At 72.5% G+C, this 25,070-nt stretch carries 23 protein-coding genes; 4 read left to right on the plus strand and 19 right to left on the minus strand.

Going from position 1 to position 25,070, the window contains the following annotated elements:
- Positions 1–13: 13 nt before the first annotated feature.
- The 4 genes from KBZ10_RS11230 to KBZ10_RS11245 form a co-directional block, all read right to left on the minus strand.
- Positions 14–541, minus strand: a complete 528-nt coding sequence (locus tag KBZ10_RS11230; protein WP_210987421.1) for a DUF5304 domain-containing protein — start codon at positions 539–541, stop codon at positions 14–16.
- A 214-nt stretch (positions 542–755) separates the two neighbouring features.
- The gene (locus KBZ10_RS11235) at positions 756–2,249 is read right to left on the minus strand and encodes an ArsA family ATPase (RefSeq protein WP_210987422.1); all 1,494 of its coding nucleotides are present in this window, start codon (positions 2,247–2,249) and stop codon (positions 756–758) included.
- A 1-nt stretch (position 2,250) separates the two neighbouring features.
- Positions 2,251–2,700, minus strand: a complete 450-nt coding sequence (locus KBZ10_RS11240; protein ID WP_210987423.1) for an SRPBCC family protein — start codon at positions 2,698–2,700, stop codon at positions 2,251–2,253.
- Between the two features lie 141 nt (positions 2,701–2,841).
- A complete protein-coding gene (locus KBZ10_RS11245; RefSeq protein WP_210987424.1) occupies positions 2,842–3,621 on the minus strand; it encodes a metallophosphoesterase in 780 nt (259 codons plus the stop codon).
- Between the two features lie 292 nt (positions 3,622–3,913).
- Here KBZ10_RS11245 and KBZ10_RS11250 point away from each other — a divergent pair, with 292 nt between their 5' ends.
- Positions 3,914–5,710, plus strand: a complete 1,797-nt coding sequence (locus KBZ10_RS11250) for a long-chain fatty acid--CoA ligase (protein WP_210987425.1) — start codon at positions 3,914–3,916, stop codon at positions 5,708–5,710.
- Between the two features lie 302 nt (positions 5,711–6,012).
- Here the strand turns inward: KBZ10_RS11250 and KBZ10_RS11255 are convergent, their stop codons facing one another.
- The 6 genes from KBZ10_RS11255 to KBZ10_RS11280 form a co-directional block, all read right to left on the minus strand.
- Positions 6,013–7,143 carry a glycosyltransferase family 4 protein gene (locus KBZ10_RS11255; protein WP_210987426.1) on the minus strand — a complete coding sequence of 377 codons (1,131 nt, stop codon included), beginning with the start codon at positions 7,141–7,143 and terminating at the stop codon, positions 6,013–6,015.
- 233 nt (positions 7,144–7,376) lie between these two features.
- Positions 7,377–8,612, minus strand: a complete 1,236-nt coding sequence (locus tag KBZ10_RS11260; RefSeq protein WP_374223337.1) for a hypothetical protein — start codon at positions 8,610–8,612, stop codon at positions 7,377–7,379.
- A gap of 87 nt (positions 8,613–8,699) precedes the next feature.
- Positions 8,700–9,725: an NlpC/P60 family protein gene (locus KBZ10_RS11265; protein WP_307847345.1), complete on the minus strand. Its 1,026-nt coding sequence runs from the start codon at positions 9,723–9,725 to the stop codon at positions 8,700–8,702.
- A gap of 201 nt (positions 9,726–9,926) precedes the next feature.
- Positions 9,927–10,955 (minus strand): C40 family peptidase, encoded by a 1,029-nt coding sequence (locus tag KBZ10_RS11270; protein WP_210987427.1) that lies wholly within the window; start codon positions 10,953–10,955, stop codon positions 9,927–9,929.
- A gap of 320 nt (positions 10,956–11,275) precedes the next feature.
- Positions 11,276–12,643, minus strand: coding sequence for an NYN domain-containing protein (locus KBZ10_RS11275; protein ID WP_210987613.1), 1,368 nt, complete (start codon positions 12,641–12,643; stop codon positions 11,276–11,278).
- 19 nt (positions 12,644–12,662) lie between these two features.
- Entirely contained in the window at positions 12,663–12,902 is a 240-nt protein-coding gene (locus KBZ10_RS11280; protein ID WP_210987428.1) for a hypothetical protein, read from the minus strand.
- A 187-nt stretch (positions 12,903–13,089) separates the two neighbouring features.
- Here KBZ10_RS11280 and KBZ10_RS11285 point away from each other — a divergent pair, with 187 nt between their 5' ends.
- Together KBZ10_RS11285 and KBZ10_RS11290 are read left to right on the plus strand one after the other, a co-directional pair.
- Entirely contained in the window at positions 13,090–13,854 is a 765-nt protein-coding gene (locus KBZ10_RS11285; RefSeq protein ID WP_210987429.1) for a rhomboid family intramembrane serine protease, read from the plus strand.
- Complete coding sequence (locus KBZ10_RS11290) at positions 13,851–14,132, plus strand: Lrp/AsnC family transcriptional regulator (RefSeq protein WP_210987430.1); 282 nt, start codon at positions 13,851–13,853, stop codon at positions 14,130–14,132. The genes KBZ10_RS11285 and KBZ10_RS11290 overlap by 4 nt, the downstream gene beginning before the upstream one ends.
- 102 nt (positions 14,133–14,234) lie before the next feature.
- Here the strand turns inward: KBZ10_RS11290 and trpD are convergent, their stop codons facing one another.
- The 5 genes from trpD to KBZ10_RS11315 all read right to left on the minus strand — a co-directional run bounded on the left by trpD (position 14,235) and on the right by KBZ10_RS11315 (position 19,748).
- A complete protein-coding gene (trpD, locus tag KBZ10_RS11295; protein WP_210987431.1) occupies positions 14,235–15,299 on the minus strand; it encodes an anthranilate phosphoribosyltransferase in 1,065 nt (354 codons plus the stop codon).
- 254 nt (positions 15,300–15,553) lie between these two features.
- A complete protein-coding gene (locus KBZ10_RS11300; protein ID WP_210987432.1) occupies positions 15,554–17,185 on the minus strand; it encodes a ubiquinol-cytochrome c reductase cytochrome b subunit in 1,632 nt (543 codons plus the stop codon).
- Complete coding sequence (locus KBZ10_RS11305; protein ID WP_210987433.1) at positions 17,182–18,249, minus strand: ubiquinol-cytochrome c reductase iron-sulfur subunit; 1,068 nt, start codon at positions 18,247–18,249, stop codon at positions 17,182–17,184. Before KBZ10_RS11305 ends, KBZ10_RS11300 begins: the two co-directional genes overlap by 4 nt.
- Positions 18,246–19,055 carry a c-type cytochrome gene (locus KBZ10_RS11310; protein WP_210987434.1) on the minus strand — a complete coding sequence of 270 codons (810 nt, stop codon included), beginning with the start codon at positions 19,053–19,055 and terminating at the stop codon, positions 18,246–18,248. Before KBZ10_RS11310 ends, KBZ10_RS11305 begins: the two co-directional genes overlap by 4 nt.
- 72 nt (positions 19,056–19,127) lie before the next feature.
- Entirely contained in the window at positions 19,128–19,748 is a 621-nt protein-coding gene (locus KBZ10_RS11315; RefSeq protein ID WP_210987435.1) for a heme-copper oxidase subunit III, read from the minus strand.
- A gap of 321 nt (positions 19,749–20,069) precedes the next feature.
- Here KBZ10_RS11315 and KBZ10_RS11320 point away from each other — a divergent pair, with 321 nt between their 5' ends.
- Positions 20,070–20,471, plus strand: coding sequence for a hypothetical protein (locus KBZ10_RS11320; protein ID WP_210987436.1), 402 nt, complete (start codon positions 20,070–20,072; stop codon positions 20,469–20,471).
- 10 nt (positions 20,472–20,481) lie between these two features.
- Here the strand turns inward: KBZ10_RS11320 and KBZ10_RS11325 are convergent, their stop codons facing one another.
- The 4 genes from KBZ10_RS11325 to coxB all read right to left on the minus strand — a co-directional run bounded on the left by KBZ10_RS11325 (position 20,482) and on the right by coxB (position 24,940).
- Positions 20,482–21,738: an Ig-like domain-containing protein gene (locus KBZ10_RS11325; protein WP_210987437.1), complete on the minus strand. Its 1,257-nt coding sequence runs from the start codon at positions 21,736–21,738 to the stop codon at positions 20,482–20,484.
- Between the two features lie 111 nt (positions 21,739–21,849).
- Positions 21,850–22,248, minus strand: coding sequence for a cytochrome c oxidase subunit 4 (locus tag KBZ10_RS11330; protein ID WP_210987438.1), 399 nt, complete (start codon positions 22,246–22,248; stop codon positions 21,850–21,852).
- Positions 22,245–23,981, minus strand: coding sequence for a cytochrome c oxidase subunit I (gene ctaD / locus KBZ10_RS11335; RefSeq protein ID WP_210987439.1), 1,737 nt, complete (start codon positions 23,979–23,981; stop codon positions 22,245–22,247). Before ctaD ends, KBZ10_RS11330 begins: the two co-directional genes overlap by 4 nt.
- The gene (coxB, locus tag KBZ10_RS11340; protein WP_210987440.1) at positions 23,978–24,940 is read right to left on the minus strand and encodes a cytochrome c oxidase subunit II; all 963 of its coding nucleotides are present in this window, start codon (positions 24,938–24,940) and stop codon (positions 23,978–23,980) included. Before coxB ends, ctaD begins: the two co-directional genes overlap by 4 nt.
- Positions 24,941–25,070: the final 130 nt, after the last annotated feature.

A 25,070-nucleotide genomic window follows, 5' to 3' on the forward strand; every position in this document is an offset into this window, starting at 1 on the left:
ACCGGAGCCGTGGTCAGTCGAGGTCGATGCGCTGACTTCCGGACGGACCCTCGGGACCCTCCCGCCCCTCGGCGGCTCCGGGTTCCTCCCGGTCTCCGGCGGCGGCGGTCCCGGGGGAGGCTTCGCCGCCCCGGGTCCAGCGGCTCTCCTGGCCCTCCACGGCGGAGCGGTAGGCGGCGAGCAGTTCCGAACCGGCGGCGGCGAGGTGGTCGAAGACGTCCGGGTTGCGCTCCACGACCGGCTCCACGGCGGCCCTGGCCCGGTCCACGAGCTGCTGCACGGCGCTCTGCGCGGCCAGACCCGCGACCGGCAGCTGCAGCGAGGAGAGCTTGTCCGCCACGGCGTCGGCCAGCTTGCGCAGTTCCTCGGCGGCGCTGCCGGGCGGCGTGCCGTGCCGGGCGCGGCGGCGCGCCTTCTCGGCGGCGAGGTCCTCGGCACAGGCCGTGGACCAGGCGTCGGCGTCGGCGGCCGGGGCCGGGGCCGGCTCGGTGGCGGGGGCCCCGGCGGACTCGGTGGCCGGGCGCTCGGTGGGATCGCTCATTGCGGGCTCCTGCTGCGGGGTCGGTGGTGCGGCGCCTCGGCGGGCGCCCCCGCCTCCGACGGTACCGGAACCGCCGCCGATGGCCGCCGTCGCGCCGGGAGTCCCGGAGCCGGCGGAGCGGGGCGGCCGGTCACCGGGCGTCCCCGCTCCGGGGGTGCGGGGCTCTGGGGGGCGCGGGGCTCCGGGAGGTGCGGGGCTCAGGGAGGTGCGGGGCTCAGGGGGTGCGGGGCCACAGACCCGGTTCGGGCGCGAAGCGGACGCGCAGCTCGCCCCCGGACAGCCCGGCTCCGGACACGGAGCAGCGGCACAGCGCCGGCGGCAGCGGGACGATCCGGCGGAACGGTCCGGCGGCGACCACGAGTTCGTCCCCGCGCCGCACCAGTTCGACGTCCCCGCGCCCGGCTCCGGGGAGCGGGACGCGCCAGACCAGCACGCCCTCCTCCGCCCGCCGGTCCTCCACGGTCCAGGCCGGGGCGCCCGGCCACGGCGCCGGCGCGGGCGCGGGCGCGCGCTCCGGCTCGGCGGACGGCGCGGCGCCGTGCGGTTCCCCGCCGTACGGGGCCGGGCCCGCGGGTGCGCCGGGACGGTGCGCGGGTGTGCCGGGCGGACGGTCCCCGAGCGCGGCGGCCAGTGCGGTGAGGTCCTCGGGACCACGCGGTTCGCGCCCGAGGTGCGGCAGTTCGTACACGGCCGTGCCGGTCTCCGGGTCCGCCCACTCCTCGTACAGGGCCTTCAGGGCGGTCTGCTGTTCGCCGGAGAGGGCCGCGAGCCAGGGGTCGGCGGAGCCGGTGGGGAGCACCTTGCCGGCGACGACCGCTTCGACGCGGTGGCCGTGCAGGGCCAGCCCCGGACGGAGGCCGCGCAGTGCGTCGGCGGCCGCCGGGCCGGGCTCGGCGACCAGCAGCAGCGTGGTCGTCGGGGCGCTCAGGACCTCCTGTGCGGCGGCGAGTTCGGCCCGGGCACGGTCGGCGGCCCGGTAGAGCCAGGGGGCGGGCATCGGCACCCCGGCGAGCTGGGCGAGCACCGGCCGCAGGGCGCGGGCCGCCTGCCGCCGCGGGGGCAGCAGCCGGGCCAGGTACCAGCTCAGCTGTTCGGGGAGCGCCAGGACGGCCAGCGCCTCCGGGGCGGGCGGCAGGTCGACGACCACCAGGTCCCAGGCGTCCGGGGGCCCGGTCTCCGCCACCGGGCGCTCCCCACCGGACACGGAGGCGGAGCCGCGTACGGAAGCCGGGCCGACGGGAGCGGGGGCGCCGGCCGGGAGGTCACGGATCGCGCGGAGGGCCCGGAGGGCGGCGAGCCGGCCGGTGCCCGGCAGGATCGCGAGCTCGTCCCGGTGCAGCGGGGAGGCTCCCAGCAGGTCGAGTGCCGGTGCCCCGTGCTCCTGAAGGGCGAGGAGGTGCTCCCGCAGGTGCGGCTCCCCCTCGACGCGGGCCGCCCAGAGGCGGGGTGCGGCGGGAACGGGCACGGTCCAGGGGGCGTCCCCGGGGGCGTGCGGAGCCGGGCCGCGCTCCGGAGCGCGCGTGGCCGCGGCGGGCGCTGGGAGCTCGCACCCGAGCACCGCGTCCAGCGGGCCGGGCCCGCCGGTGGTCAGCAGCAGCACGCGCTGCCCGCTCCGGGCCGCGGCGAGGGCGGAGGCCGCCGCGGCGGTGGTGCGGCCCGCCCCGCCGGGGCCGGTCACCAGGACCGTGCGGACGAGGGGGCGCGTCACCTCAGGCCTGCGCGCCGCTCTCGACGCGCTTCTTCAGACCCGCGAGGGCCCGGTCGATGATGACCTTCTCGGCCTTGCGCTTGATCATGCCGAGCATCGGGATCTTGACGTCGACGGTCAGCTGGTACGTGACCTCGGTGCGGGCGCCCCCGTCGACCGGCGTCAGCCGGTAGGTGCCGTCGAGGGAGCGCAGCATCTGCGACTTCACCAGGGTCCAGCTCACCTCGTTCTCGCCGCTCCAGGTGTAGGCGAGGGTGTGGTCGTCCTTGATCGCTCCGGCGTCGAGCACCAGCCGGACCTGCTCCGCCCGGCCCCGGTCGTCCTTGGCCAGCACCTCGGCCTCCTTGACCTCTCCGGTCCACTCCGGGTAGCGGTCGAAGTCGGAGATCACCGACATGACCGCGCCCGGTGCCGCCTCGATCGTGATGTTCGAGCTGGTGTGTTCCGCCATCGCGGTGGCTCCTTCACTGCGGTCGGCTCCGGCCTGCGCCCCTGCCGGTGAAGGCTACCGCGCGCCGTAACCGGCCCCGCCCGGCCCCTCCCGCCGGTTCCGCGCCCCGCTCCGCCTGCCCGGGGACACGGTCCGCGCCGGTCACCACTCCAGGGCCCACGGCGTCCCGGTCGCGGCGAAATGGCCGACGTTGACGCACTCCGTGGCGCCCACGCGCATCCGGCGCACCAGCGGCTGGTGCACATGCCCGAACAGGGCGTAGCGCGGCCGGATGTCGCGGATCGCCTCCAGCAGGGCCGGGCTGCCCCGTTCGAAGCGGCGGGCCACGGTGTCGTAGCAGAGTTCGGGGACCTCCGGCGGGATGTGCGAGCAGAGCACGTCCACCTCGCCGAGCGCGGCGACCTTGGCGGCGTAGGTCTCGTCGTCGATCTCGTACGGGGTGCGCATCGGGCTGCGCAGCCCGCCGCCGACGAAGCCGAAGACGCGGCCGCCGATCTCGGTCCGCTCGCCGTCGAGCACCGTGACCCCGTGCGGGCCCGCGTACTCCGGCCAGAGCGCCGGGATGTCGACATTGCCGTAGGTGGCGTACGTCGGCCGGGGGAAGGCCGCGAACAGCTCGGCGTACTGCTCGCGCACCGCGGACTCGATGACGCGGCGCCGCTCCTCCTCCCCGCCGCCCAGCCCGGCCCACAGCCGGGCGCCGAACTCGCGGGCCTCCCGGTAGCGGCGGTCGGTGCGGAGCCCGACGATGCGCTCGGCGTTCTCCGTTCCGAAAAGCCGCGGAAATATCCCCCTGGAACGATCCGCGTAGTCCAGGAACAGCACGAGGTCGCCGAGACACACCAGGGCGTCCGCCCCGTCCCCCGCCCTGGCCAGGTCCGCGCTGTTCCCGTGTACGTCACTGACCACATGGACTCGCATGCGCCGGACCCTACGCCGTCCGCGGCACGCCGGGGAGACGGCCGCGGCCTGCGGCTCCCGACGGGCGGCGGGGGACCTGGACTACGCTTCGCCCAGCAACCCCGTGCCGCGGTCCGGTAGGTGCGACGCCCTGTGTGACGCATAAAACATCTGGGCGGCCCCCCTATCGGGGAACCAATACCGGTGGGTAACGTCCGGGTCGTCGTCCCCTTCCCCCTGATCAAGGACCGCGGCCGCGGCAGCACGCCGGTTACGACGTGGCAGCACCGGCGCCCGATGAGGAGCAGCAGTCTTGCGTGAGTTCAGCCTTCCGGCCCTGTACGAGGTCCCCGCGGACGGAAACCTGACGGATCTCATCCGACGCAATGCCGCGCTCCATCCCGAGGTGGCCGTTCTCGCGCGCAAGCGGGACGGCCGGTGGGAGGACGTGACCGCGAGGGACTTCCTGGCCGAGGTCCGGGAGACCGCCAAGGGCCTCGTCGCCGCCGGGGTCCGCCCCGGGGACCGTGTCGCCCTGATGTCCCGCACCCGCTACGAGTGGACCCTGCTGGACTTCGCGATCTGGACCGCCGGCGCCGTCAGCGTCCCCGTCTACGAGACCAGTTCCCCCGAGCAGATCGCCTGGATCCTCAGCGACTCCGGCGCCGTGGCCTGCCTCGTCGAGTCCGACGCGCACGCCGGCGCCGTCAACTCCGTCCGGGACCGGCTGCCCGGGCTGCTGCACGTGTGGCAGATCGAGCGCGACGCCGTGGGGCAGCTGCGCGCCGAGGGCACCGGGATCACCGACGCGGAGGTCGACGAACGCGCCTCGCTGGCGGACGCCGACTCCCCCGCCACCATCGTCTACACCTCCGGCACCACCGGCCGCCCCAAGGGCTGCGTGCTCACGCACCGCAACTTCTTCGCCGAGGCCGGCAACGTCGTGGAGCGGCTGCGCCCGCTGTTCCGCACCGGCGAGTGCTCCGTCCTGCTCTTCCTCCCCGTCGCCCACGTCTTCGGCCGGCTGGTCGAGATCGCCGCCGTCCTCGCGCCGATCCGCCTCGGGCACTGCGCCGACATCAAGAACCTCACCGACGAACTCGCCTCCTTCCGGCCGACGATGGTCCTCGGCGTCCCGCGCGTCTTCGAGAAGGTCTACAATTCCGCCCGCGCCAAGGCCCAGGCCGACGGCAAGGGCGGGATCTTCGACAAGGCCGCGGACGCCGCGATCGCCTACAGCCGCGCCCTGGACACCCCCGCCGGCCCCTCCCTCGGCCTGCGGATCAAGCACAGGGCCTTCGACAAGCTCGTCTACAGCAAGCTCCGCTCGGTCCTCGGCGGCCGCGCGCGGCACGCCATCTCCGGCGGTGCCCCGCTCGGCGAACGGCTGGGCCACTTCTACCGCGGCATCGGCTTCACGGTCCTGGAGGGCTACGGCCTCACCGAGTCCTGTGCCGCGACGGCGTTCAACCCCTGGGACCGGCAGAAGATCGGCACGGTCGGCCAGCCGCTGCCCGGTTCCGTCATCCGGATCGCCGACGACGGCGAGGTGCTGCTGCACGGTGAGCACATCTTCTCCGGCTACTGGAACAACGAGGCCGCGACCGGCGAGGCCCTCTCCGACGGCTGGTTCCACACCGGCGACCTCGGCACCCTCGACGAGGACGGCTACCTCGCCATCACCGGCCGGAAGAAGGAGATCATCGTGACGGCCGGCGGCAAGAACGTCGCCCCCGCCGTCATCGAGGACCGCATCCGGGCCCACGCACTGGTCGCCGAGTGCATGGTGGTCGGTGACGGCCGGCCCTTCGTCGGCGCGCTCATCACCCTGGACGAGGACTTCCTGCCGCGCTGGCTGGAGGAGCACGGCAAGCCCGCCGGCAGCACGGCCGCCGAACTGCGGGACGACCCGGAGCTGCTGGCCGCCGTCCAGAAGGCCGTGGACGACGGCAACGCGGCCGTGTCGAAGGCGGAGTCGGTCCGCAAGTTCCGCGTGCTGCCGGCCCAGTTCTCGGAGGAATCCGGGCATGTCACACCGTCCATGAAGCTGAAGCGGGCCGTGGTGGCGAAGGACTTCGCGCACGAGATCGACGCCCTCTACGCGAAGTAGCCTCCGGGCCGGCCCCGCTGTCCGGGCCGGTCACCGTGCGGCCGGACGGGCGGCCCCGGGCTTCCGGGCCGCCCGTCGGCGCGCGGGCGCCTCCCGGCCACGGGGGGGCGGCGGCCGGGAGGGAGCGTCCAGGCCCATCCGCCCGGCACGGCCCGGCACGGTTGCACGGCCCCGGACGCGGCACCGCCGCAGCCGAAGGGACCCCGGGGGTGCGGACGGACCGGCGGCCCCGGCGGCTCGCGGCCCCGGCGGTCCCGGTGCCCGGCGGTCCGGGGCCCCCGCCGTCCGGACGGCGGGCGGCCTCAGAGCAGGGAGGCCAAGCGGTCCGCCAGCAGGTCGCGGCGCCAGCGCTCCTCGATCCAGGCGCGCCCCCGCTCCCCCATCCGCCGCCGCAGCTCCGGATCGCGCAGGAGCGTCACGATCCGCTCCGCCGTGTCCGGCACGGACTCCCCGCGGACCACCCAGCCCGTCTCCCCGTCCAGCACGGCGTCCGGAGCACCGCCCGAGTCCCCCGCCACCACGGGCAGCCCCGTCGCGGAGGCCTCCAGGTAGACGATGCCGAGCCCTTCGACGTCCAGCCCGCCCCGCCGCGTGCGGCACGGCATCGCGAAGACGTCCCCCGCGCCGTAGTGGGCCGGCAGTTCCTCCCAGGGCACCGAGCCGGTGAAGACGACCGAGTCCGCCACCCCGCGGCCGGCCGCGAGCTTCTCCAGTTCCCGGCGGTACGGGCCGCCGCCCACGATCAGCAGCACCGTGTCCGGTACGGCCGCCAGGATCGCCGGCATCGCCCGGATCAGCGTGTCCTGCCCCTTGCGCGGGACGAGCCGCGACACGCACACCACCACGGGCCGGCCGGTGAGCCCCAGCCGCGCCCGCACCTCCTCGCCCCCCGAGCCCGGGTGGAAGGTCTTCTCGTCGACGCCCGGCGGCAGGTGCACCATGCGGTCCGCCGCCTCCGGGGTGAGCGCGGCGGCGATCCGGGAGCGGGTGTACTCCCCCAGATACGTCAACGTGTCGGTGCCCTCGCCGATCCTGCGCAGCAGCCGCCGGGCGGCGGGCAGTTGGGCCCAGCCCGCCTCGTGCCCGTGCGTGGTCGCGACGATGCGGCGGGCACCGGCCCGGCGCAGCGCCGGCGCCATCAGCCCGAGCGGGGCGGCGGCGCCGAACCACACCGAGGAGCAGCCGTGCTCCCGCAGCAGGTCCGCCGCGCGGCGGGTCACGCGCGGGGTGGGCAGCAGCATGCTCGTGCGGTCCCGGACGACGGGGAAGGGCTGCTCCGCGTCGAACCGGGTCACCTCGCTGCCGTCCTTCCAGGTGGAGGCATAGACGACGAGGCGGGCCGGGTCCAGGCGCAGCGCCATGCTGTGCAGAAAGGACTGGATGCCGCCGGGGCGGGGCGGGAAGTCGTTCGTGACGACCAGGGTCTTGTCCATCCCGGCCGACAGTACCGGGTCGCCCGGGGCGGGCTCCGGGGTGCCCGGGAACGGGCTCCGGGCCGGCAGCGCCATACCGCCGAGCCGGCTCCGGGGCCGGTCCCCAGGGCCCCGCCGCACGGCGGTACGGCTTCGCGGCACCGGGCACGGGATCCGCCCGCCCGATGGCCACGGGCGGGCCCGCCCCCCTCTGCGGAACCCCGCTGAGCCGCGGTACCCGCGGGGGGACCCGCTCAGCCGAGCCGGCTCTCCACATACGCGCGCCAGCGCGCCGTGAAGGCGTCGGCGCCGATGCCGAGCCGCTCGCGCAGCGCGGATTCCACGGCCCGGGTGCGGTCGGACCCGGCTTCGCCCACCGCCCGGTAGAAGGAGACCAGCGTCTCCTCCCCCCACTCCTCCGCGATCATCCGGCAGGCGAGCCATCCGGCCTCGTAGGCGCGGGCCAGCCGGCCGGCCTCCCCGGTGAAGGAGAAGTCCTCGTCGTCCGGGAGAGCCACGGGTGCGCGGCCCGCACGGACTTCGCGGGTCAGCTCGGGGGCGATGCGCGGCGCGGAGCGCTCCGTGCCCCGGTAGCCGGCCCAGTCGGCGAAGCCCTCGGAGAGCCACAGCGGTGTCGCCGGCGAGGTGTGGGCGCGGGTGGCGACGTGGGCCGTCTCATGGGTGAGGACCACGTCCTGCCCGGACTCGCCGAGGATGCCGTACGCGTCCGGGTTGACGATGACGCGGTCGGCGGGGCCGCTGCCGGGTGCGCCCCCGGTCCGGCCGGTGGTCACGGCCGCTATGCCGCGGTAGCTCCCCGGCGGATCGCCGAGCAGCTCCGCCATGTCCCCCGGGGAACGCGGAACGAGGACGACGACCCGGCGGGTCCAGACGCCGCGCCAGGCCGCGTCGACGGCGGGCACGGCCCGGTCGGCGGCGCGGGCGATGCCCCGCAGCCGGGCGCGGTCGTGGCCGACACCGAGCACCAGGCTGCGGCTGCCGCGGACGGCCGCGACCCGGCCCTGCTCCCACAGCGGTTCGGGGCCGTCGCCGGCCCGGTGCTCCGCGGCGACGTACCAGCGGCCGCCGCGTTCGGCGAGGGTGAGCCGCTGGTCGGCGGTGGCCGGTCCGGCGTCGTACCCGCCGAGCCGGTAGCTCAGCCGCACCCGGACGGCGAGGCGGCGGCCCTCGCCCGGCGCGGGCCGGAAACCGCCGGTGCCGGTGAGCTCGTACTCCCAGGAGGAGAGGGGGACGTGGGCGAGGTTCCGCAGCACCTCCCGCTGGCGGGCGCGGAGCCGGTGGGCGGAGGGGTCCACATCGGCGAGGAACGCCCGTTCGTCGCGGTCGAGGAGGGCTGCCGCGCGCCGGTCCAGCAGCCGCCGCACGCTCAGGTCGCCGGGGTCGGACCGGCCGCACCCGGGCAGCAGTGCGAGCACCGCCGCGAGCGTCAGTGCGGCGGCGCCCGCCCTTCCGTACCGCCCCGGCAGCACCACGCTCCCGATCGTACGGCCGCGCGCGCACCGCGGAGGCGCCCGGATCCGGGCGCCCTGACGGCGGACCGGGGACGGCGCCGGTCCTCAGACCCGGGTGACGGTGGCGTTCGGCATGAAGCCGACGGGGGCGTAGCGGACGGAGGCGCCGGGATGCGGGGCGTGCACGATCTGGCCATTGCCGACATACATACCGACATGGCTGGCGTCCGCCCGGTACGTGACCAGGTCCCCGGGGCGGGCCTCGCTGAGCGGCACCCGCCGGCCGGCGAACCGCTGCGCCTGGGAGGTGCGCGGAAGGGTCACCCCCGCCCGCTGGTACGACCAGTAGGTGAGCCCGGAGCAGTCGAAGGCTCCGGGGCCCGTGGCGCCCCAGACGTACGGCCGTCCGACGGCCGCCCGGGCCGCGGCCACGGCGGCCGCCGCCCGGGCGGACGCCGCGGTGCCGCCGCCGGGGAACTCCGTGCGGCCGCCGTCGCGGGCGGCCCGCCGGTGCGCCTCCCGCTCCTCGGGGCCGAGGGACTCCAGCAGGCGCTCCGCGCGGGCGAGCCGGGACTCGACCGTCCGCTTGTGGCGGCTGACGGCCTCCCGGCTGCGCTCGGCCTCGGCGAGCCGGGAGGCGGCGCGGGCCCGGTCCTTCCGCAGTGCGGTCTGCTCCCTCCGCAGGGAGCGCAGCTGCCCGGCCTGGCGTTCGCTGATGCGGTTGAGGGTGGCGGCCCTGGCGAGGTACGTGTCCGGATCGGAGGAGAGCAGCAGCCGCACTCCGGGGTCCACGCCGCCGGCACGGTACTGGGCACCGGCGATGGAGCCGAGGATGCCGCGGAGCCGGTTGACCCGTTCCTGGCCGCGGGCCACGCGGTCGGAGAGCCGTTCGGCCTCGGCGCTCAGCCGCCGGTACCGCTCCCCCGCGGCGTGGAACTTCTCCGTGGCCCGCTCGGCCTCGACGTGGAGCCGGCCGACCGCCGACCGCACCTCCTCCGGGGTGTCCCGGGGTTCGGCGGCCGCCGGGGCGATGGAGAGCGCCACGGCGGCCGTCGCCACCGCGGCGGGCAGCATCGTGATGCGGTTGGACTGCGTGAGGCCGGTCCTGCCGGCCCGGCGATGGGATGCCACTGCTGGCTGTGCTCCCTTCCGCTGGAGGTCCCGGAGGCGACCGGGACCGGAGAACTGCGGGCAGAGAGTAACCAGATGACACCGGAGGGTAAAGAGTCCGAATGAGGCCGGAAACGCTCCGTCCCCCCGGAGACGCAGGTCACCGAGGGGACGGAAAGAGCCGGCCGCCGCTCGATTCGCTCGAACGGGCGGTGTGCCGCACTAGCCGATCCGGACCCCGAACTGGAACGGCATGTTGTTGATCGACTCGTAGCGCACATTGGCCCCGGGCTTCGGGGCGTGCAGGATCTGCCCGTTGCCGGCGTAGAGGCCGACATGGTGCAGATCGCCGTAGAAGAAGACCAGGTCGCCCGGTTTGAGGGCGCTCTGGCCGATCCTCGTGCCGTCGTTGGCCTGGGCCTGTGAGGTGCGGGAGATGCCGACACCGGCCTGGGAGTAGGCCCAGGAGGTCAGCCCGGAGCAGTCGAAGGAGCTGGGGCCGGTGGCGCCCCAGACGTACGGTGCGCCGATCTTCGACTGCGCCGCGGAGAGGGCGGCGGCGGCGCGCTGCGACTCCGGGACGTCGCTGCCGAGGTCGACGCGCTGGCCGGCGGTGCGGTTGGCGCGGTCCTCCTTGGCGGCGAGCTCGGCGCGCTCCGCGGCCGTCAGGGTGTTGAGCAGGTCGCGGGCCGTGGCCAGCTTTCCCTGGATCTCGCGCTTCTTCTCGCCCAGCGCCTCGCGGGTGGTGTCGAGATCCTCCAGCTTGCCGGCGGCCTCGGCGCGCTGCTGCTGGAGTGTCCGCTGCTTCTCGGCGATCCGGCTGAGGGCCTCGGCCTGCTTGCCGCTCAGCTGGTTGAGCGTGGAGGCCCGTTCCAGATAGGAGTCCGGGTCGGAGGAGAGCAGCAGCTGCACGGAGGGGTCGATACCGCCGCCCCGGTACTGGGCCGTGGCCATCGCACCGAGGCCGTCGCGCAGGTCGTTCAGGTCCTCCTGGCCGCGGGCCACCTTGTCCTGGAGGTTGGAGACCTCCTTTTCGAGCTTCTCCTGCTTCTCCTTGGCACCGTTGTACTTCTCGGTGGCCATCTCCGCTTCTTCGTACAGCTTGTCGACCTTGGCCTTCACTTCGTTCTTGGAAGGCTGCGGTGCGGCCTGTGCGGCCTGTGAGGTGATGGCGACGGCTGCTGCCGCGGTGGCCGTGAGCACGCTGACGCGTGCGCGGCCCGGCTGCCTGGGTCGACGGTGGGACGCCACGGAGGCGATCTCCTTCTTCCTCCAGCCGCCTGCCGGGAGGACGGGACACGGCCCCGGCTCCGGTGTTCGGCTTCCGGGTCCTGCCCGAACATGCCGGATTCGGCGGTTCCTCCGCGGATATCCCGGATGGATGATCAACCGCGCGAAGGATCGGGCCCGACCTTAGTGACCTTTCCGTGATCGGTTCAAATGGTGATGCGAAAAAATTCCCGCCGAGAAGGTTTTTTTACCCGAAGTCCCACAGCCGGTGACAACGGTTCGACACTGCGTGCCACCCGGGGCCCCCGGAGGATCACCGGGCGACGGCCCACCGGGCCGGATCAGGTGCGCGCGAGCCGCTTCAGCAGCAGCGTCGACGCGACGGGGCGCGCGCCGGCGCGCGCCACTCCGTCCGCCACCTCACGGTCCGCGGAGACCACGACCACCGGGCGCCCCGGCGGCTCGGCGCGCACCAGGCGGCGGATCAGCTCGTCCGCGGTCTGCCCCGGCTTGCTGAACAGCACGCGCACACCGCGCGGCGGGGCCAGCAGCACCGGCGCGGCCAGCTCCGCGCCGTCGAACACACAGGTCATCTCCGCACCGGTCTGCGCGGCCAGCACCGCGAGCCCGCCCAGCAGCCGCAGCCGCTGCTTGTCCAGCGGCATCGTCGGATAGCCGGTCTTGGTGACGTTGTAGCCGTCGACCACCAGATGGGCCTGCGGCAGCGCGAGGAGCTGGTCGAGCAGCGCCGGATCCGTCTCGGAGAGCGCGCGGGTGGCGATGTCCTTCGGTGTCATCCGCCCCGGCTCCACCGCCTCCACGGTGTCCGCGGGGCGCTGCGCCGGGGGTGGCAGGGCCAGCTCGCGGCGGAGCCCCTGAGCCGCGTCCAGCACCGTGTCGAGCAGCAGCCGCACCCGCATGTCCTCGACGCTGCGGCCCTCGCGGACCGCGCGCCGGCCGGCTTCCAGAGCCGACTCGGCCTCCGCGAGCCGGGCCCGCAACCGCCGCGCCTCGCTGTCCGCCGCCGCCTTCTCCGCCGCGGCCGCGGCCCGTACGGCCTCCAGCTCGGCCGCGGCCTTGCGGAGCGCGGCCTCACCGCGCCGCACATCGCTCACCGCGCTGCGCAGCTTCCGGTGGAGGACGTCCGCCTCCTTGCGCGCGCTCTCCAGCTCGGCCCGGGCCCGGTCCGCCTCGGCGCGGGCGGACGAGCGGGCCTCGGCCAGTTCCTCCCGGAGCCGCCGCACCTCGCGGCCGGCCTCCTCCTCGGCCCGCTCGGCCCGGGCGCGCTGCACCTCCTCGCCGGCCGCGGCCACCAGCTTGGCCCAGCCGGCGGGCCGCAGTATGTAGGCCAGCGCGGCCACCTCCGCCGGGTCCGCGGCGGCCGGCGGTGAACCGGACTCCAGGGCCTCCGAGATCTCCGGACGGGTCTCGCGCAGCCGTTCACCGACCCGCTGCCGGAAGAGCGGATGGCTCTCCAGGGCGGCCGCCATGGCGTTGCCCGCGAACTTGGCCCGGCGGCTGGGGGTGAAACGGGCGTACTGCCGCAGCTGGGGCGGCAGTTCCGCCATCGTCAGACTGCCGAAGGCGTCCGCGACGAGGGCGACGACCCGGCGCCGGACACCCTCCGGCAGCGGCCGGTCGAGCACCTCCTCGGCGCCGGGGGACCCGTCCGCGTCCCCGGCGCCGCCGCCCGTGTGCTCCGCCTCCACCACCTGTCGCGCTCCGATCTCAGCCGCTCACACCGGGGCGGTCCACCAGTTCGATCCGGTCCACCGCGTTGCACCAGCGGCAGCGGACCGACTCGATCGTCTCACTGAGCACTTCCCGCTCCTCGACCCTGGGCTCACCCGCCAGGTCCAGATGCACGTACTCGACCGCTCTGCTGGAGCGCGTCACATCGAACCGGGTCAGGTTGCCGCACAGGGTGCAGCGCCACCGGGTCTCGCTCGTCGGCTGGGGAACGCCCATCGTGTCGTCCTCGATCTCTGCGTCTTCTGCGTCGTCTGCACGTTCTGGTCCGCGGTGCGCCGTCGAACTGCGGGTCGCTCTCCCGCAACCCTACGGCCTGCCCCTTGCCGCGCACCGGGGCCCGCCCCGGGACGGGCGCCCGGCGAGGCGTTCCGTCCGCCGGAGCCCGTTACGCGATGATCTGCGCATGCTGAGAAAGGCGCGCGGGCTCCTCGGCGGCGGAACCACCGGCACGGAGACGGGGACCGCCGGGGCACCGGACGGGAGCCCCGCCGTGGTGACCCGCACCCTGATCGCCCTGTGCTGCCTGTTCTTCGTACTCGGGCCGGTCTCCGGGCTCAACCCCGCCCACGGCACCGGCGACCGGCTGGTCACGGCGCAGAACGACCACTTCCGGCGCTGGGGGGTGGTTCCGGCCGAACTGTTCAGCGGCTCGCCGGAGGCCCTGCTCACCCCGCTGACCGCGTTCTTCATCCACGGCGGCTGGCTGCATCTGCTCGGCAACCTGCTCTTCCTCCACGTCTTCGGCCGCATACTGGAGGCCCGGCTGGGCCCGGCGCGTTACCTCCTGCTGCACGCCGGTACGGGCTACCTCGCACTGGCCGCCTTCGCCGCGGCCGACCCGGCCTCCGACCAGCCCCTGGTCGGGGCCTCCGGGGCCGTCTCCGGAGTGCTGGGCGCCTTCCTGCTGCTCTTCCCGCGGGCCAGGGTGACCAGCCTCTTCCCCTTCCTCTTCTTCCTGCCGCTGCGCTTCCCCGCCTGGGTGGTGCTGCCCTTCTGGTTCGCGCTCCAGTGGCTCGCGTCGTACGGCTCGGCGGAGGGCTCCGGAGTGGCCCACCTGGCGCACCTGACCGGCTTCCTGGCCGGCTTCCTCTGGGCGTGGGCCCGTCACGGGGGTGCGGCTAGAGTGAGCAGCGCAGACCGGGCGACCGAGGGAGACAGCCAGCCGTGATCACCGCGATCGTGCTCATCAAGACCAGCGTGGACCGGATCCCGGAGATCGCCGAATCGATCGCCGCCCTGGACAACGTCAGCGAGGTCTACTCCGTCACCGGCATCTACGACCTGGTGGCGATGGTCCGGGTGGCCCGGCACGACGATCTCGCCGATGTGATCCCCGGCCGCATCAACAAGATCGCGGGGGTCGAGGCGACCGACACCCATGTGGCGTTCCGCACCTACTCGCAGCACGACCTGGAGGCCGCGTTCGCCATCGGCCTGGACTCCTGAGAACCGGACGGCTGAAGGGCTCAACGGCCGGCAGCGGACCGCCGCCCGTCCGCGCCGGTCCGCCGGCCCCGGCGGGGACCGGCGGACCGGCGGACCGGCGGATCACGCGTGGCTCGCGGCGACCCAGCGCTCCAGCGTCCGAAGCGCGGCGCCGGAGTCGATCGACTCGGCGGCCCGGGCCATGCCCTGGGTGATCTGCTCGGTGAGCGGCGCGTCCCCCGGGTGAAGGGCGGCCAGGGCGGCGGCCGAGTTCAGCAGCACCGCGTCGCGCACGGGGCCCTTCTCGCCCGCCAGCAGCCGGCGCGCGACATCCGCGTTGTGCGAGGCGTCCGCGCCGCGGAGCGCCTCGACGGGCACCAGCTCGACGCCCACGTCCCGCGGGTCGAAGGACTCCTGACGCACCGTGCCCTCCCGCACCGTCCACACCTGCGAGGTGGCGGTGACCGTCAGCTCGTCCAGCCCGTCGTCGCCCCGGAACACCAGCGCGGAGGAGCCCCGCTCGGCGAGGACGCCCGCCATGATCGGCGCCATCCGGGCACTGGCCACCCCGGTCGCCTGCGCTCCGACGCGGGCCGGGTTGGTCAGCGGACCGAGGAAGTTGAAGGTGGTGGGAATCCCCAGCTCCCGGCGGGCTCCGGCCACGTGACGGAGCGACGGGTGGAACTTCACCGCGAAGCAGAAGGTGATCCCGGCCTCCTCGGCCACCTCGGCCACCCGCTGCGGCGTGAGTTCGAGGTTGACGCCGAGCTTCTCCAGCACGTCGGAGGCGCCGCTCGCCGAGGACGAGGCGCGGTTGCCGTGCTTGACCACCTTGGCACCGGTGCCCGCGACCACGATCGCGGACATGGTGGAGATGTTGACCGTCCGGGCGCGGTCGCCGCCGGTCCCGACGATGTCGACCGTGTCCCCGGGTACCTCGATCAGCCGGGCGTGCCCGTACATGGCGCGGACGAGCCCGGACAGTTCGGCGACCGTCTCCCCCTTGGCGCGCAGCGCGACAGCGAAGCCGGCGATCTGGGCGTCGGTGACCTCCCCCCTCATGATCCGGTCCATGGCCCAGGCGGTGTCGTCCGCGCCGAGGTCCCTGCCGTCGAGCAGCGAGGTCAGCAGGTCGGGCCAGGTGCGGGCCGCCACGCTGCCGCCGCCTGCCGGGGTCACAACGTTCATGGTCCGCTCCTGGAATCCACGGGAAAGGGTGGTGTGGGACCGGCTCGTGGCGGGCCCCGGCCCAGCCTAACGGGGCCGGGCGCCCGGGACGGGGCGGTGCCCGTACTCCGGACAACCCGCTCGCGGGCCCGCCGCCCCCGGCGGATCAGCGCCCCGGCGAACTCCGGGGCCGCCGCGCACAGCCCGAGGGCCCCGGTCCGCCCCCGAGGGGACGGGCCGGGGCCCTGGGCTGTGTGGCGACCGCGGGTGCGGCCTCAGTGGTGGCCGTGGCCGCTCTGGATCTCCTTGAACTCCTCCGAGGTCGCCTTCGGGATCTGGCTGCCCTCTCCGTACCAGCCGCGCGAGAGGCGGGCCCGGAGCTTCTGCCTCCGGGGCACCTTGCGCCGGACGCCGTTCTCATCGACCTCGGGGCCGATCTCCAGCGGCTTGGGCTGCTCGTGCTGGGTCAGAGTGAAGAGCTGCTGCTGCGAGAGCGGCTCGTGCACCTCGACGAACTCGCCGTGCGGCAGGCGCTTGATGATGCCGGCCTCGCGGCCGTGCAGCACCTTGTCCCGGTCCCGGCGCTGGAGGCCGAGACAGATCCGCTTGGTGACGATGAAGACGATCACCGGCACCACGAAGAAGGCGATCCGCACGAACCAGGTGACCGCGTTGATCGACATGTCGAAGTGGATGGCGAAGATGTCGTTGCCGCCGCCCAGCAGCATCACCAGGTACCAGCTGATCCAGGCCGCGCCGATGGCGGTACGCGTCGGGGCGTTCCGCGGCCGGTCCAGGATGTGGTGCTCCCGCTTGTCGCCGGTGACCCAGGACTCGATGAACGGGTAGACCGCGATCACGGTCAGCACCAGCGGGAAGACCACCACCAGCGGGATGGCCACGCCGAGGTTGAGCGTGTAGCCGCCCGGCAGCACGAACTCCCAGGCGGGCATGGCCCGGATCAGTCCCTCGGAGAAGCCCATGTACCAGTCGGGCTGGGCGCCGGTGGACACCTGGTCGGGCCGGTACGGGCCGAGCGCCCAGATCGGGTTGATGGTGAAGAGCGCGGAGAGGACCGCGATCACACCGAAGACCAGGAAGAAGAAGCCACCGGCCTTGGCCATGTAGACCGGCAGCAGCGGCATGCCGACCACGTTGGTGTTCGTCTTGCCGGGGCCCGGGAACTGGGTGTGCTTGTGGTAGAAGACCAGGATCAGGTGCGCCACCAGCAGGCCGAGCATGATGCCCGGCAGCAGCAGGACGTGCGCCGCGAAGAACCGCGGGATCACGTCGGTGCCCGGGAACTCCCCGCCGAACAGGAACATCGACAGGTACGTGCCGACGACCGGCGTCGCCAGGATCGCGCCCTCCATGAACCGGACACCGGTACCGGAGAGCAGGTCGTCCGGGAGCGAGTAGCCGGTGAAGCCGGTGAACATGCCCAGCACGAACAGCAGGAAGCCGAACAGCCAGTTGATCTCACGCGGCTTGCGGAACGCGCCCGTGAAGAACACCCGCATCATGTGCACGAACATGGAGGCCAGGAAGATCAGGGCCGCCCAGTGGTGGATCTGCCGGATCAGCAGACCGCCGCGCACGTCGAAGTTGATGTCGAGGGTGGAGGCGTACGCCTCCGTCATCCGGACGCCCTGCATCGGGACGTAGGCGCCGTGGTACTCCACCTCGGCCATGCTGGGCACGAAGAACAGCGTCAGGTACACACCCGTGAGGATGATGATGATGAAGCTGTAGAGCGCGACCTCGCCCAGCATGAAGGACCAGTGGTCCGGGAAGATCTTGCGCATGTTGGTCTTGGCCAGGGTGTAGATCCCCAGCCGTCCGTCCGCCCAGTCGGCGACCCGCTCTCCCGCGGGCGCCTTGCGCCGGTTGTCGGTCGCCGTACTCATCCGCGCTCCCAGAAACTCGGACCGACGGGCTCCGCGAAGTCACCGAGGGCTTCGAGGTAGCCGTCCTTGTTGACACCGATCCGCAGCTGCGGCAGGGCGTGGCCGGCCGGGCCGAAGATCACTCGTGCGCCGTCGGCCATGTCGAAGGTCGACTGGTGGCAGGGGCAGAGCACGTGGTGAGTGGACTGCTCGTACAGGGTGACCGGGCAGCCGACGTGGGTGCAGATGCGCGAGTAGGCCACGATGCCCTCGTGCGACCAGTCGAGCTCCTGCTTGTCCTTGATGTCCTCGGGCTGGATCCGGACCACCATCACGGCCGCCTTGGCGATCTCCACGTTGAAGTCGTGGTCGTCCTCCTCCAGGCCCTCGGGCTTGACGAAGGTCAGCGAACCGACGGGGATGTCCTCCGGGCGGAGCGGCTCGTTGGTGTTCTGGTTGACGAGCAGCTTCCCCTTGGCCCACAGGGTGTGCCGGAGCTTGTCGCCGGGCAGCGGACCGAGGTCGCGCAGCAGCACGACGCCGGAGAGCGGGACCAGGGCCACCGCGCCGAAGAGGGTGTTGCGGAGCAGCTTCCGCCGGCCGAATCCGGACTCGGCGGCGCCCTGCCGGAAGTCGGCCAGGACCCGTTCCTTGGCCTCGGACTCGGCACCGATCGGGTGCCGCTCGTCAGCGGTCTCCACGTCGGACATCAGCGTCCGGGCCCAGTGGACCGCGCCGGCGCCGATGCAGAACAGCGCGGTGCCGAGGGTGAGGCCCAGGGCGAAGTTCAGCGCGCTGACGTGACCGAACGGGAAGATGTACACGATCTTGTCGATCGGGAACACCACGTAGCTGGCGATGAAGCCGATCGTGGCCAGCATGGAGACGACGAAGAGGAGAGCGACGGTGCGCTCGGAGCGCTTGGCCGCCCGCTCGTCGACATCCTGGATGCGGGGCTGGTGCGGCGGCAGACCCGGGTCCGCGAACGGACTCTCCGCGGTCGCCACCGCGCCCCCGTGAGCCGTCGGCCGCTCACTCGGCAGGGATTCTTGGGACACGTCTTTGTTCGATCCAGTCTCGCTCATGACTTCCTGGCCTTTGCGGTCCGGGCGGCGACCCAGATGGCGACGGCGATCATCGCGCCGAGGCCGAAGGTCCAGGCGAACAGGCCCTCGGTGACCGGACCGAAGCCGCCCAGTTCCAGCCCGCCCGGGTTGGCCGAGTCGTCACTGTTGACCGTGTTGATGTAGGCGATGATGTCCCGCTTGTCCTGCTCGGGCACCGTCGTGTCGGGGAACACGGGCATGGCCTGCGGGCCGGTCAGCATGGCCTCGTACACGTGCTTGTCCGACACGCCGTCGAGATTCGGGGCGAACTTGCCGCCGGTGAGGGCGCCGCCCTGACCGGTGAAGTTGTGGCACTGCGCGCAGTTGGTGCGGAAGAGCTCTCCGCCTTTGGCGATGTCCGCGCCCTCGGGGTTGTACGCCTCCTCGGCCGGCACGGCCGGGCCGGGGCCGAGCGAGGCGATGTACGCGGCCAGCTGGTCGATCTCGGCCTGCGAGTAGACCACCGGCTTCTTCGGCGCCTGGGCGCCCGGCTGCTGCATGGGCATCCGGCCGGTGCCGACCTGGAAGTCGACGGCGGCGGCGCCGACTCCCACGAGGCTCGGGCCGTCGGGGGAGCCCTGCCCGCCCGTGCCATGGCAACTCGCGCAACCGGTGGTATAGAGCTGCTTGCCCTCCTTGATGGCAAGGGACTGAGCGGTGGTGTCGGCCTGGGCCTTGTCCGCGGGTGCGAACGCCGCGTACAGCCCCCCGGTGACCGCCAGCGCGAAGAGTAGGACGACAAGCGCCGCCAGCGGATGGCGCCGTCGTGCGGAGAGCTTTTTCACGGATTACCCCGGTGTCAGGATCTTCTGCGTCGATGCTTCTGGCTTGGTGTGGATGCGGGTCCTTCGGACCGTTTACTTGATCATGTAGATCGTGGCGAAGAGGCCGATCCAGACGACGTCGACGAAGTGCCAGTAGTACGACACGACGATGGCCGACGTGGCCTGCTCGTGGGTGAACCTCTTGGCCGCGTAAGTCCGGGCCAGGACCAGCAGGAAGGCGATGAGACCGCCCGTCACGTGCAGTCCGTGGAAGCCGGTGGTCAGATAGAACACCGAGCCGTACGGGTCCGACGAGAGCGAGAGGCCCTCGTGCTTCACCAGCTCGGTGTACTCGAAGATCTGGCCGCCGATGAAGACGGCGCCCATGATGAAGGTGACCACGAACCACGAGCGGAGCTTCTTCACGTCACCGCGCTCGGCAGCGAAGACGCCGAGCTGGCAGGTGAGGGAGGAGAGCACCAGGATCGTGGTGTTGGCCGCCGCGAACGGGAAGTTGAGTGCCTCCGCCTTTTCCGACCAGAACTCGGCTCCGGTCACCGATCGCAGGGTGAAGTACATCGCGAAGAGGGCCGCGAAGAACATCAGCTCGGAACTCAGCCAGATGATGGTTCCGACGCTGGTGAGGTTCGGTCGATTGACCGACGGGTGCGCGTGCCCGGTGTCTACTGTCGTTGCTGTCGCCACGACCGACATTATGTCGGTCGCTTATCCAGCGCTCACCCCGGGGGGTGCCGTTCGGTGTGTCAAGGCCGTACACGCTGCTCGTACGGCCCAGCCCGGGCGCTCCCCGGGACGGCGGAACGGGGGCCTCCGCAGCACCGGACGGCCCGGTTCCGCGGCCGGGCCGGGGCCGTTCCGCGGCCGGGCCGCCCCGCGGGGAGCCGGTCCGCCCGGCCCCGCCGGGATCGTGGATCCGCCCGCCCCTCCACCACCGGGGCCGCGGCGGAGTAGCATCCGCCGCAACGGCTCCACACAGCCGCCGTGCCGTCCGTACGCCGCAAGCCTGGAGGAACGATGCAGCCGACCGCCACGGTCCTGGTCTACAGCGACAACGCGAGGACGCGCGAGCAGGTACGACTGGCGGCGGGCAAGCGCCCGGCCGCCGACGTGCCGTCGGTGGAATTCGTGGAGTGCGCCACGCTGCCGGCGGTCCTGAGCGCTCTGGAGGCCGGCGGCATCGATGTGTGCGTGCTGGACGGCGAGACGGCGCCCGCGGGCGGCATGGGCGTTTGCCGGCAGATCAAGGACGAGGTCTTCGGCTGCCCGCCCGTCCTGCTGCTGATCGGCCGCCCGCAGGACGCCTGGCTGGCGACCTGGAGCCGGGCCGAGGCCGCGGTGACCCACCCGGTGGACCCGGTGGAGTTCGCCGGCGCCCTGGCGGGCCTGCTGCGCGCCCGGCCCGCCGTGGACGCCTGAGCCCGGGGGCTCACCACTGGGGGCGCAGCCGGGCCGGTTCGGCCGGACCGGCGCCCTCCCGTTCGGCGGGGCCGTGGAGGGCGCTGCCCGCCGACCACTTGGCCCAGTCCAGGTTCCAGTCGCCGAAACCGTTGTCGAAGGGTGTCATCGTCTCGCCCTCGCTGCCGACGACCTTGACGATGTCGCCGAGCCGCACGTGGTCGAAGAACCACTTGGCGTTGGCCATGCTCATGCCCGTGCAGCCGTGGCTGACGTTGGCCGAACCCTGCGAGCCGACGGACCACGGCGCCGCGTGCACGTACTCGCCGCTCCAGGTCACGCGGACGGCCCAGCGCACGGGCAGGTCGTAGGACTCGGCACTCCCCGCCGCGATGCCCACGGTGGTGCCGCGCATCCTGACGAAGGCCTCCTTGGCCAGGACGATCTTGGTGCCGTTGCGGGTCTCGAAGCCGGGCTTGCCCGTGGTGACCGGGATTCTCCGGACGACTCTGCCGTCGCGTTTGAAGGTCAGGGTGTGGGTGCGGGCGTCGGTGATCGCCTCCACCCGGGCACCGGTACGGATCCGCAGCGGCTTGGCGGCGCCGCCCCGGGGCTTCTTCCCCGCCTCGGCGCGGCCCAGGGCGCTGCGGACCTCGATCGTGGCGTGAGCGGGCCAGAAGTCGCGCGGCCGGTAGTGCAGGGTCTTCTCGTCCACCCAGTGCCAGGCGCCGGACACGCGGGGCTTGGAGACGACCTGCAGGGAGCTCTCGACGCGTCCGCGTGCCGCGCGGCCCCGGACGGGGCGGCTGAGTTCGGCGGTGATGGGCTGCCCGACGCCGTACGTGCCGCTCTCCGGGCCCAAGGTGACCCGCAGCCGGCGGTCGGCGGGCGCGGTCTCGAAGTGGATGACGCGCAGGCCCGGAGCCCCGCCTCGGTCCTCGGTGCTCACCCGGAGGGTGTAGCGGACGCCGGCGGTCAGCTGGGAGGTGCTGCGCCAGCGGGTTCCGTCGTCGTTGAGCTCGCCGCGTATTCGGTGGCCGGCGGTGTCGGTGGCGGTCACGTCGGTGATCCTGCCGCCGCCGTCCCTGGCGGCGATCTCCAGCGGCTTGTCGGGGTCGAGGGCGCGTCCCCCGTTCCCGTCGCCGCTGAAGGCTATCCGGTCGGTGGCGTCGTAGGGCTTGGCGGTCAGGGAGGGACCGGAGTCGCCGCAGGCGGCGGTGCCCGTGACCAGCCCGCCTATCAGCAGGCCGCTGCCCAGAACAGTGCGTATGCGCGGGTTGTGGTTCATGTGCCACAAGCTACGAAAACCCGGGCGGTACGGCGCGGCGGATGGGCCAAACGGGTAAGGGCCCGGAAGCGGCTGCTTCCGGGCCCGACCCGTGTGCGCTACGGCGGTGAACTACTGGGTCGCGTTCTCACCGCGGTAGTACTCGAACACCCAGCCGAAGAGTCCGATGAGGATGATCGGCGCCGAGAAGTACAGCAGCCACCAGCCGAAGACGACCCCCAGGAAGGCGAGCGCGGCACCGATGCCCAGCGAGAGCGGCTGCCAGCTGTGCGGGCTGAAGAAGCCCAGTTCCCCGGCGTCGTCCGCCACATCGGCGTCCAGGTTGTCCTGGGCGCCGGTGTCCACACGGCGGGCGGTGAAGGCCAGGTAGAAGCCGACCATGACCGTCAGGCCGAAGGCGAGGAAGAGCGCCGTGGTGCCGGCCGGCTCCCTCGACCAGAGGCCGTAGACCACGGTGACGGTGAGGAAGAAGAGCGACAGCCAGAGGAAGACACGTCCCTGGATCTTCACTTCGCGGCCTCCTTGTCACCGGCAAGGGCCTTGCCGGCCACCGCTTCCCGGGCTTCGAGCTGATCGATCTCCGCGATCTCCGGGTGGTGGAGATCGAAGGCCGGGGATTCGGAGCGGATCCGCGGCAGACTGAGGAAGTTGTGCCGCGGGGGCGGGCAGGACGTCGCCCATTCGAGCGAACGGCCGTAGCCCCAGGGGTCGTCGACATCGACCTTCGGCGCGTACTTGGCCGTCTTCCAGACGTTGTAGAAGAACGGCAGGAGCGACAGGCCGAGCAGGAACGAGGCGATCGTCGAGACCGTGTTCAGCGCGGTGAAGCCGTCCGCCGCGAGGTAGTCCGCGTAACGCCGCGGCATGCCCTCCACGCCCAGCCAGTGCTGCACCAGGAACGTGCCGTGGAAGCCCGCGAACAGCGTCCAGAAGGTGATCTTGCCCAGCCGCTCGTCGAGCATCTTGCCGGTGAACTTCGGCCACCAGAAGTGGAAGCCGGCGAACATCGCGAAGACGACGGTGCCGAAGACGACGTAGTGGAAGTGGGCCACCACGAAGTACGAGTCCGACACGTGGAAGTCCAGCGGCGGCGAGGCCAGGATGACACCGGTCAGACCACCGAACACGAAGGTGATCAGGAAGCCGACCGTCCAGAGCATCGGGGTCTCGAAGCTCAGGCTGCCCTTCCACATGGTGCCGATCCAGTTGAAGAACTTCACACCGGTCGGCACCGCGATCAGCAGTGTCATGAAGGAGAAGAACGGGAGCAGGACGCCGCCCGTGACGTACATGTGGTGCGCCCAGACGGTCACCGAGAGGCCCGCGATCGCCATCGTCGCGGCGATCAGGCCGATGTAACCGAACATCGGCTTGCGGCTGAAGACCGGGATGATCTCCGAGACGATGCCGAAGAACGGCAGGGCGATGATGTACACCTCGGGATGGCCGAAGAACCAGAAGAGGTGCTGCCACAGCAGCGCTCCACCGTTGGCCGCGTCGAAGATGTGCGAGCCGAACTGGCGGTCCGCCTCCAGGGCGAAGAACGCGGCGGCCAGCACCGGGAAGACGATGATCGCCAGCAGTGCCGTCAGCAGCACGTTCCAGGTGAAGATCGGCATCCGGAACATCGTCATGCCGGGAGCGCGCATGCAGATGATCGTGGTGATGAAGTTGACGGAACCGAGGATGGTGCCGAAGCCACCGAGTCCGAGGCCCATGATCCACATGTCGCCGCCGACACCCGGCGACCGAACGGCGTCCGACAGCGGGGTGTAGGCGAACCAGCCGAAGTCCGCGGCGCCCTGCGGGGTGAGGAAGCCGCCCAGCGCGATCAGGGAGCCGAAGAGGTACAGCCAGTACGCGAACATGTTCAGCCGCGGGAACGCCACGTCGGGCGCGCCGATCTGCAGCGGCATGATCCAGTTCGCGAAGCCGGCGAAGAGCGGCGTCGCGAACATCAGCAGCATGATCGTGCCGTGCATCGTGAACGCCTGGTTGAACTGCTCGTTCGAGACGAGCTGCGTGCCCGGGCGGGCGAGTTCGGCGCGCATGATGAGCGCCAGGACACCGCCGACACAGAAGAAGAAGAACGAGGTGGCGAGGTAGAGCGTGCCGATCGTCTTGTGGTCGGTGGTCGTCAGCCACTTCACCACCTGACTGCCGGGGCTCCTGGGGCGCACGGGCGGTGCGGCCTCAGCCGTCGCTGCGGCAGCGGCACCCTGGGGTTCGTTGAGGATGCTCATGGGTTGTTCGTCTCCGCATTCTTGGCGGCATCAGACTGGGTGATACCCGCAGGGATGTAGCCGGTCTGGCCCTTCTCCGCCAGGTCCTTCAGGTGCTGCTGGTAGCGCTCCGGAGAGACGATCTTCACGTTGAAGAGCATCCGGGCGTGGTCGACGCCGCACAGCTCGGCGCACTTGCCCATGTAGGTGCCCTCCTTCTCCGGAGTCACCTGGAAGGTGTTGGTGTGGCCCGGGATGACGTCCTGCTTCATCAGGAACGGCACCACCCAGAAGGAGTGGATGACGTCCCGCGAGGTCAGGATGAACTTGACCGACTCGCCCTTGGGCAGCCACAGGGTGGGGCCGGGGTTGCCGTTCTGGGGGTTGCGGTCGCCGGGGACACCGGCGTCGTAGACGCCCTCGGCGCCCTGCGGGACGCCCTCCAGCTTCTTCTCCGCGATGGAGGAGACCTCCTTGGGCAGCGTGCCGGGCGTCGCCGGGTCGCCGTCCACGTCCTCCATGTAGTTGAAGCCCCAGCTCCACTGGTAGCCCACCACGTTGATGACGTGGTCGGGCTCCTTGGAGGTCTTCAGCAGCTCGCTCTCGTCCCGCGCGGTGAAGTAGAACAGCACGGAGACGATGATCAGCGGGACCACCGTGTAGAGGGCCTCGATCGGCATGTTGTACCGGGTCTGCCGGGGAACCTCGACCTTGGTCCTGGAACGCCGGTGGAAGATGACACTCCACAGGATCAGGCCCCAGACGAGCGCGCCCACGGCGAGCGCGGCGGCCCAGGATCCCTGCCACAGGGAGAGGATCCGCGGCGCCTCTTCTGTGATGGGGGTGGGCATTCCGAGGCGGGGGAAGTCCTCGTATGTGCAACCGGTGGCGGTCACCAGGACCAGGCCCGCGGCAAGCGCCTGCGGCAGCTTCCGCCGCATCGGGCGCCGCGACGAGCGGTCGGAGCCGTTGGGACTCACGTAGCGCCTTCCCGAGAGTCTCGCCCGCCGACCTGCGGCCGTCTCTGCGTTCGGTCGCCGGCCCTTGTCGCGGGCAGGGGTTTGGATGTTTATGCGGACCAAACCCTACTGGACGCCATTTCACGTCGCG

It is taken from the genome of Streptomyces sp. F63 (assembly GCF_018070345.1).
Lineage (GTDB): Bacteria > Actinomycetota > Actinomycetes > Streptomycetales > Streptomycetaceae > Streptomyces.

What these genes read in the sequence shown, in the direction of transcription:
- ctaD (WP_210987439.1), bottom strand. Translation starts at nt 23,981, where the DNA reads ATGAGCATCCTCAACGAACCCCAGGGTGCCGCTGCCGCAGCGACGGCT.
- KBZ10_RS11320 (WP_210987436.1), top strand. Translation starts at nt 20,070, where the DNA reads ATGCAGCCGACCGCCACGGTCCTGGTCTACAGCGACAACGCGAGGACG.
- KBZ10_RS11240 (WP_210987423.1), bottom strand. Translation starts at nt 2,700, where the DNA reads ATGGCGGAACACACCAGCTCGAACATCACGATCGAGGCGGCACCGGGC.
- KBZ10_RS11315 (WP_210987435.1), bottom strand. Translation starts at nt 19,748, where the DNA reads ATGTCGGTCGTGGCGACAGCAACGACAGTAGACACCGGGCACGCGCAC.
- KBZ10_RS11245 (WP_210987424.1), bottom strand. Translation starts at nt 3,621, where the DNA reads ATGCGAGTCCATGTGGTCAGTGACGTACACGGGAACAGCGCGGACCTG.
- KBZ10_RS11230 (WP_210987421.1), bottom strand. Translation starts at nt 541, where the DNA reads ATGAGCGATCCCACCGAGCGCCCGGCCACCGAGTCCGCCGGGGCCCCC.
- KBZ10_RS11285 (WP_210987429.1), top strand. Translation starts at nt 13,090, where the DNA reads ATGCTGAGAAAGGCGCGCGGGCTCCTCGGCGGCGGAACCACCGGCACG.
- trpD (WP_210987431.1), bottom strand. Translation starts at nt 15,299, where the DNA reads ATGAACGTTGTGACCCCGGCAGGCGGCGGCAGCGTGGCGGCCCGCACC.
- KBZ10_RS11280 (WP_210987428.1), bottom strand. Translation starts at nt 12,902, where the DNA reads ATGGGCGTTCCCCAGCCGACGAGCGAGACCCGGTGGCGCTGCACCCTG.
- KBZ10_RS11300 (WP_210987432.1), bottom strand. Translation starts at nt 17,185, where the DNA reads ATGAGTACGGCGACCGACAACCGGCGCAAGGCGCCCGCGGGAGAGCGG.
- KBZ10_RS11325 (WP_210987437.1), bottom strand. Translation starts at nt 21,738, where the DNA reads ATGAACCACAACCCGCGCATACGCACTGTTCTGGGCAGCGGCCTGCTG.
- KBZ10_RS11255 (WP_210987426.1), bottom strand. Translation starts at nt 7,143, where the DNA reads ATGGACAAGACCCTGGTCGTCACGAACGACTTCCCGCCCCGCCCCGGC.
- KBZ10_RS11305 (WP_210987433.1), bottom strand. Translation starts at nt 18,249, where the DNA reads ATGAGCGAGACTGGATCGAACAAAGACGTGTCCCAAGAATCCCTGCCG.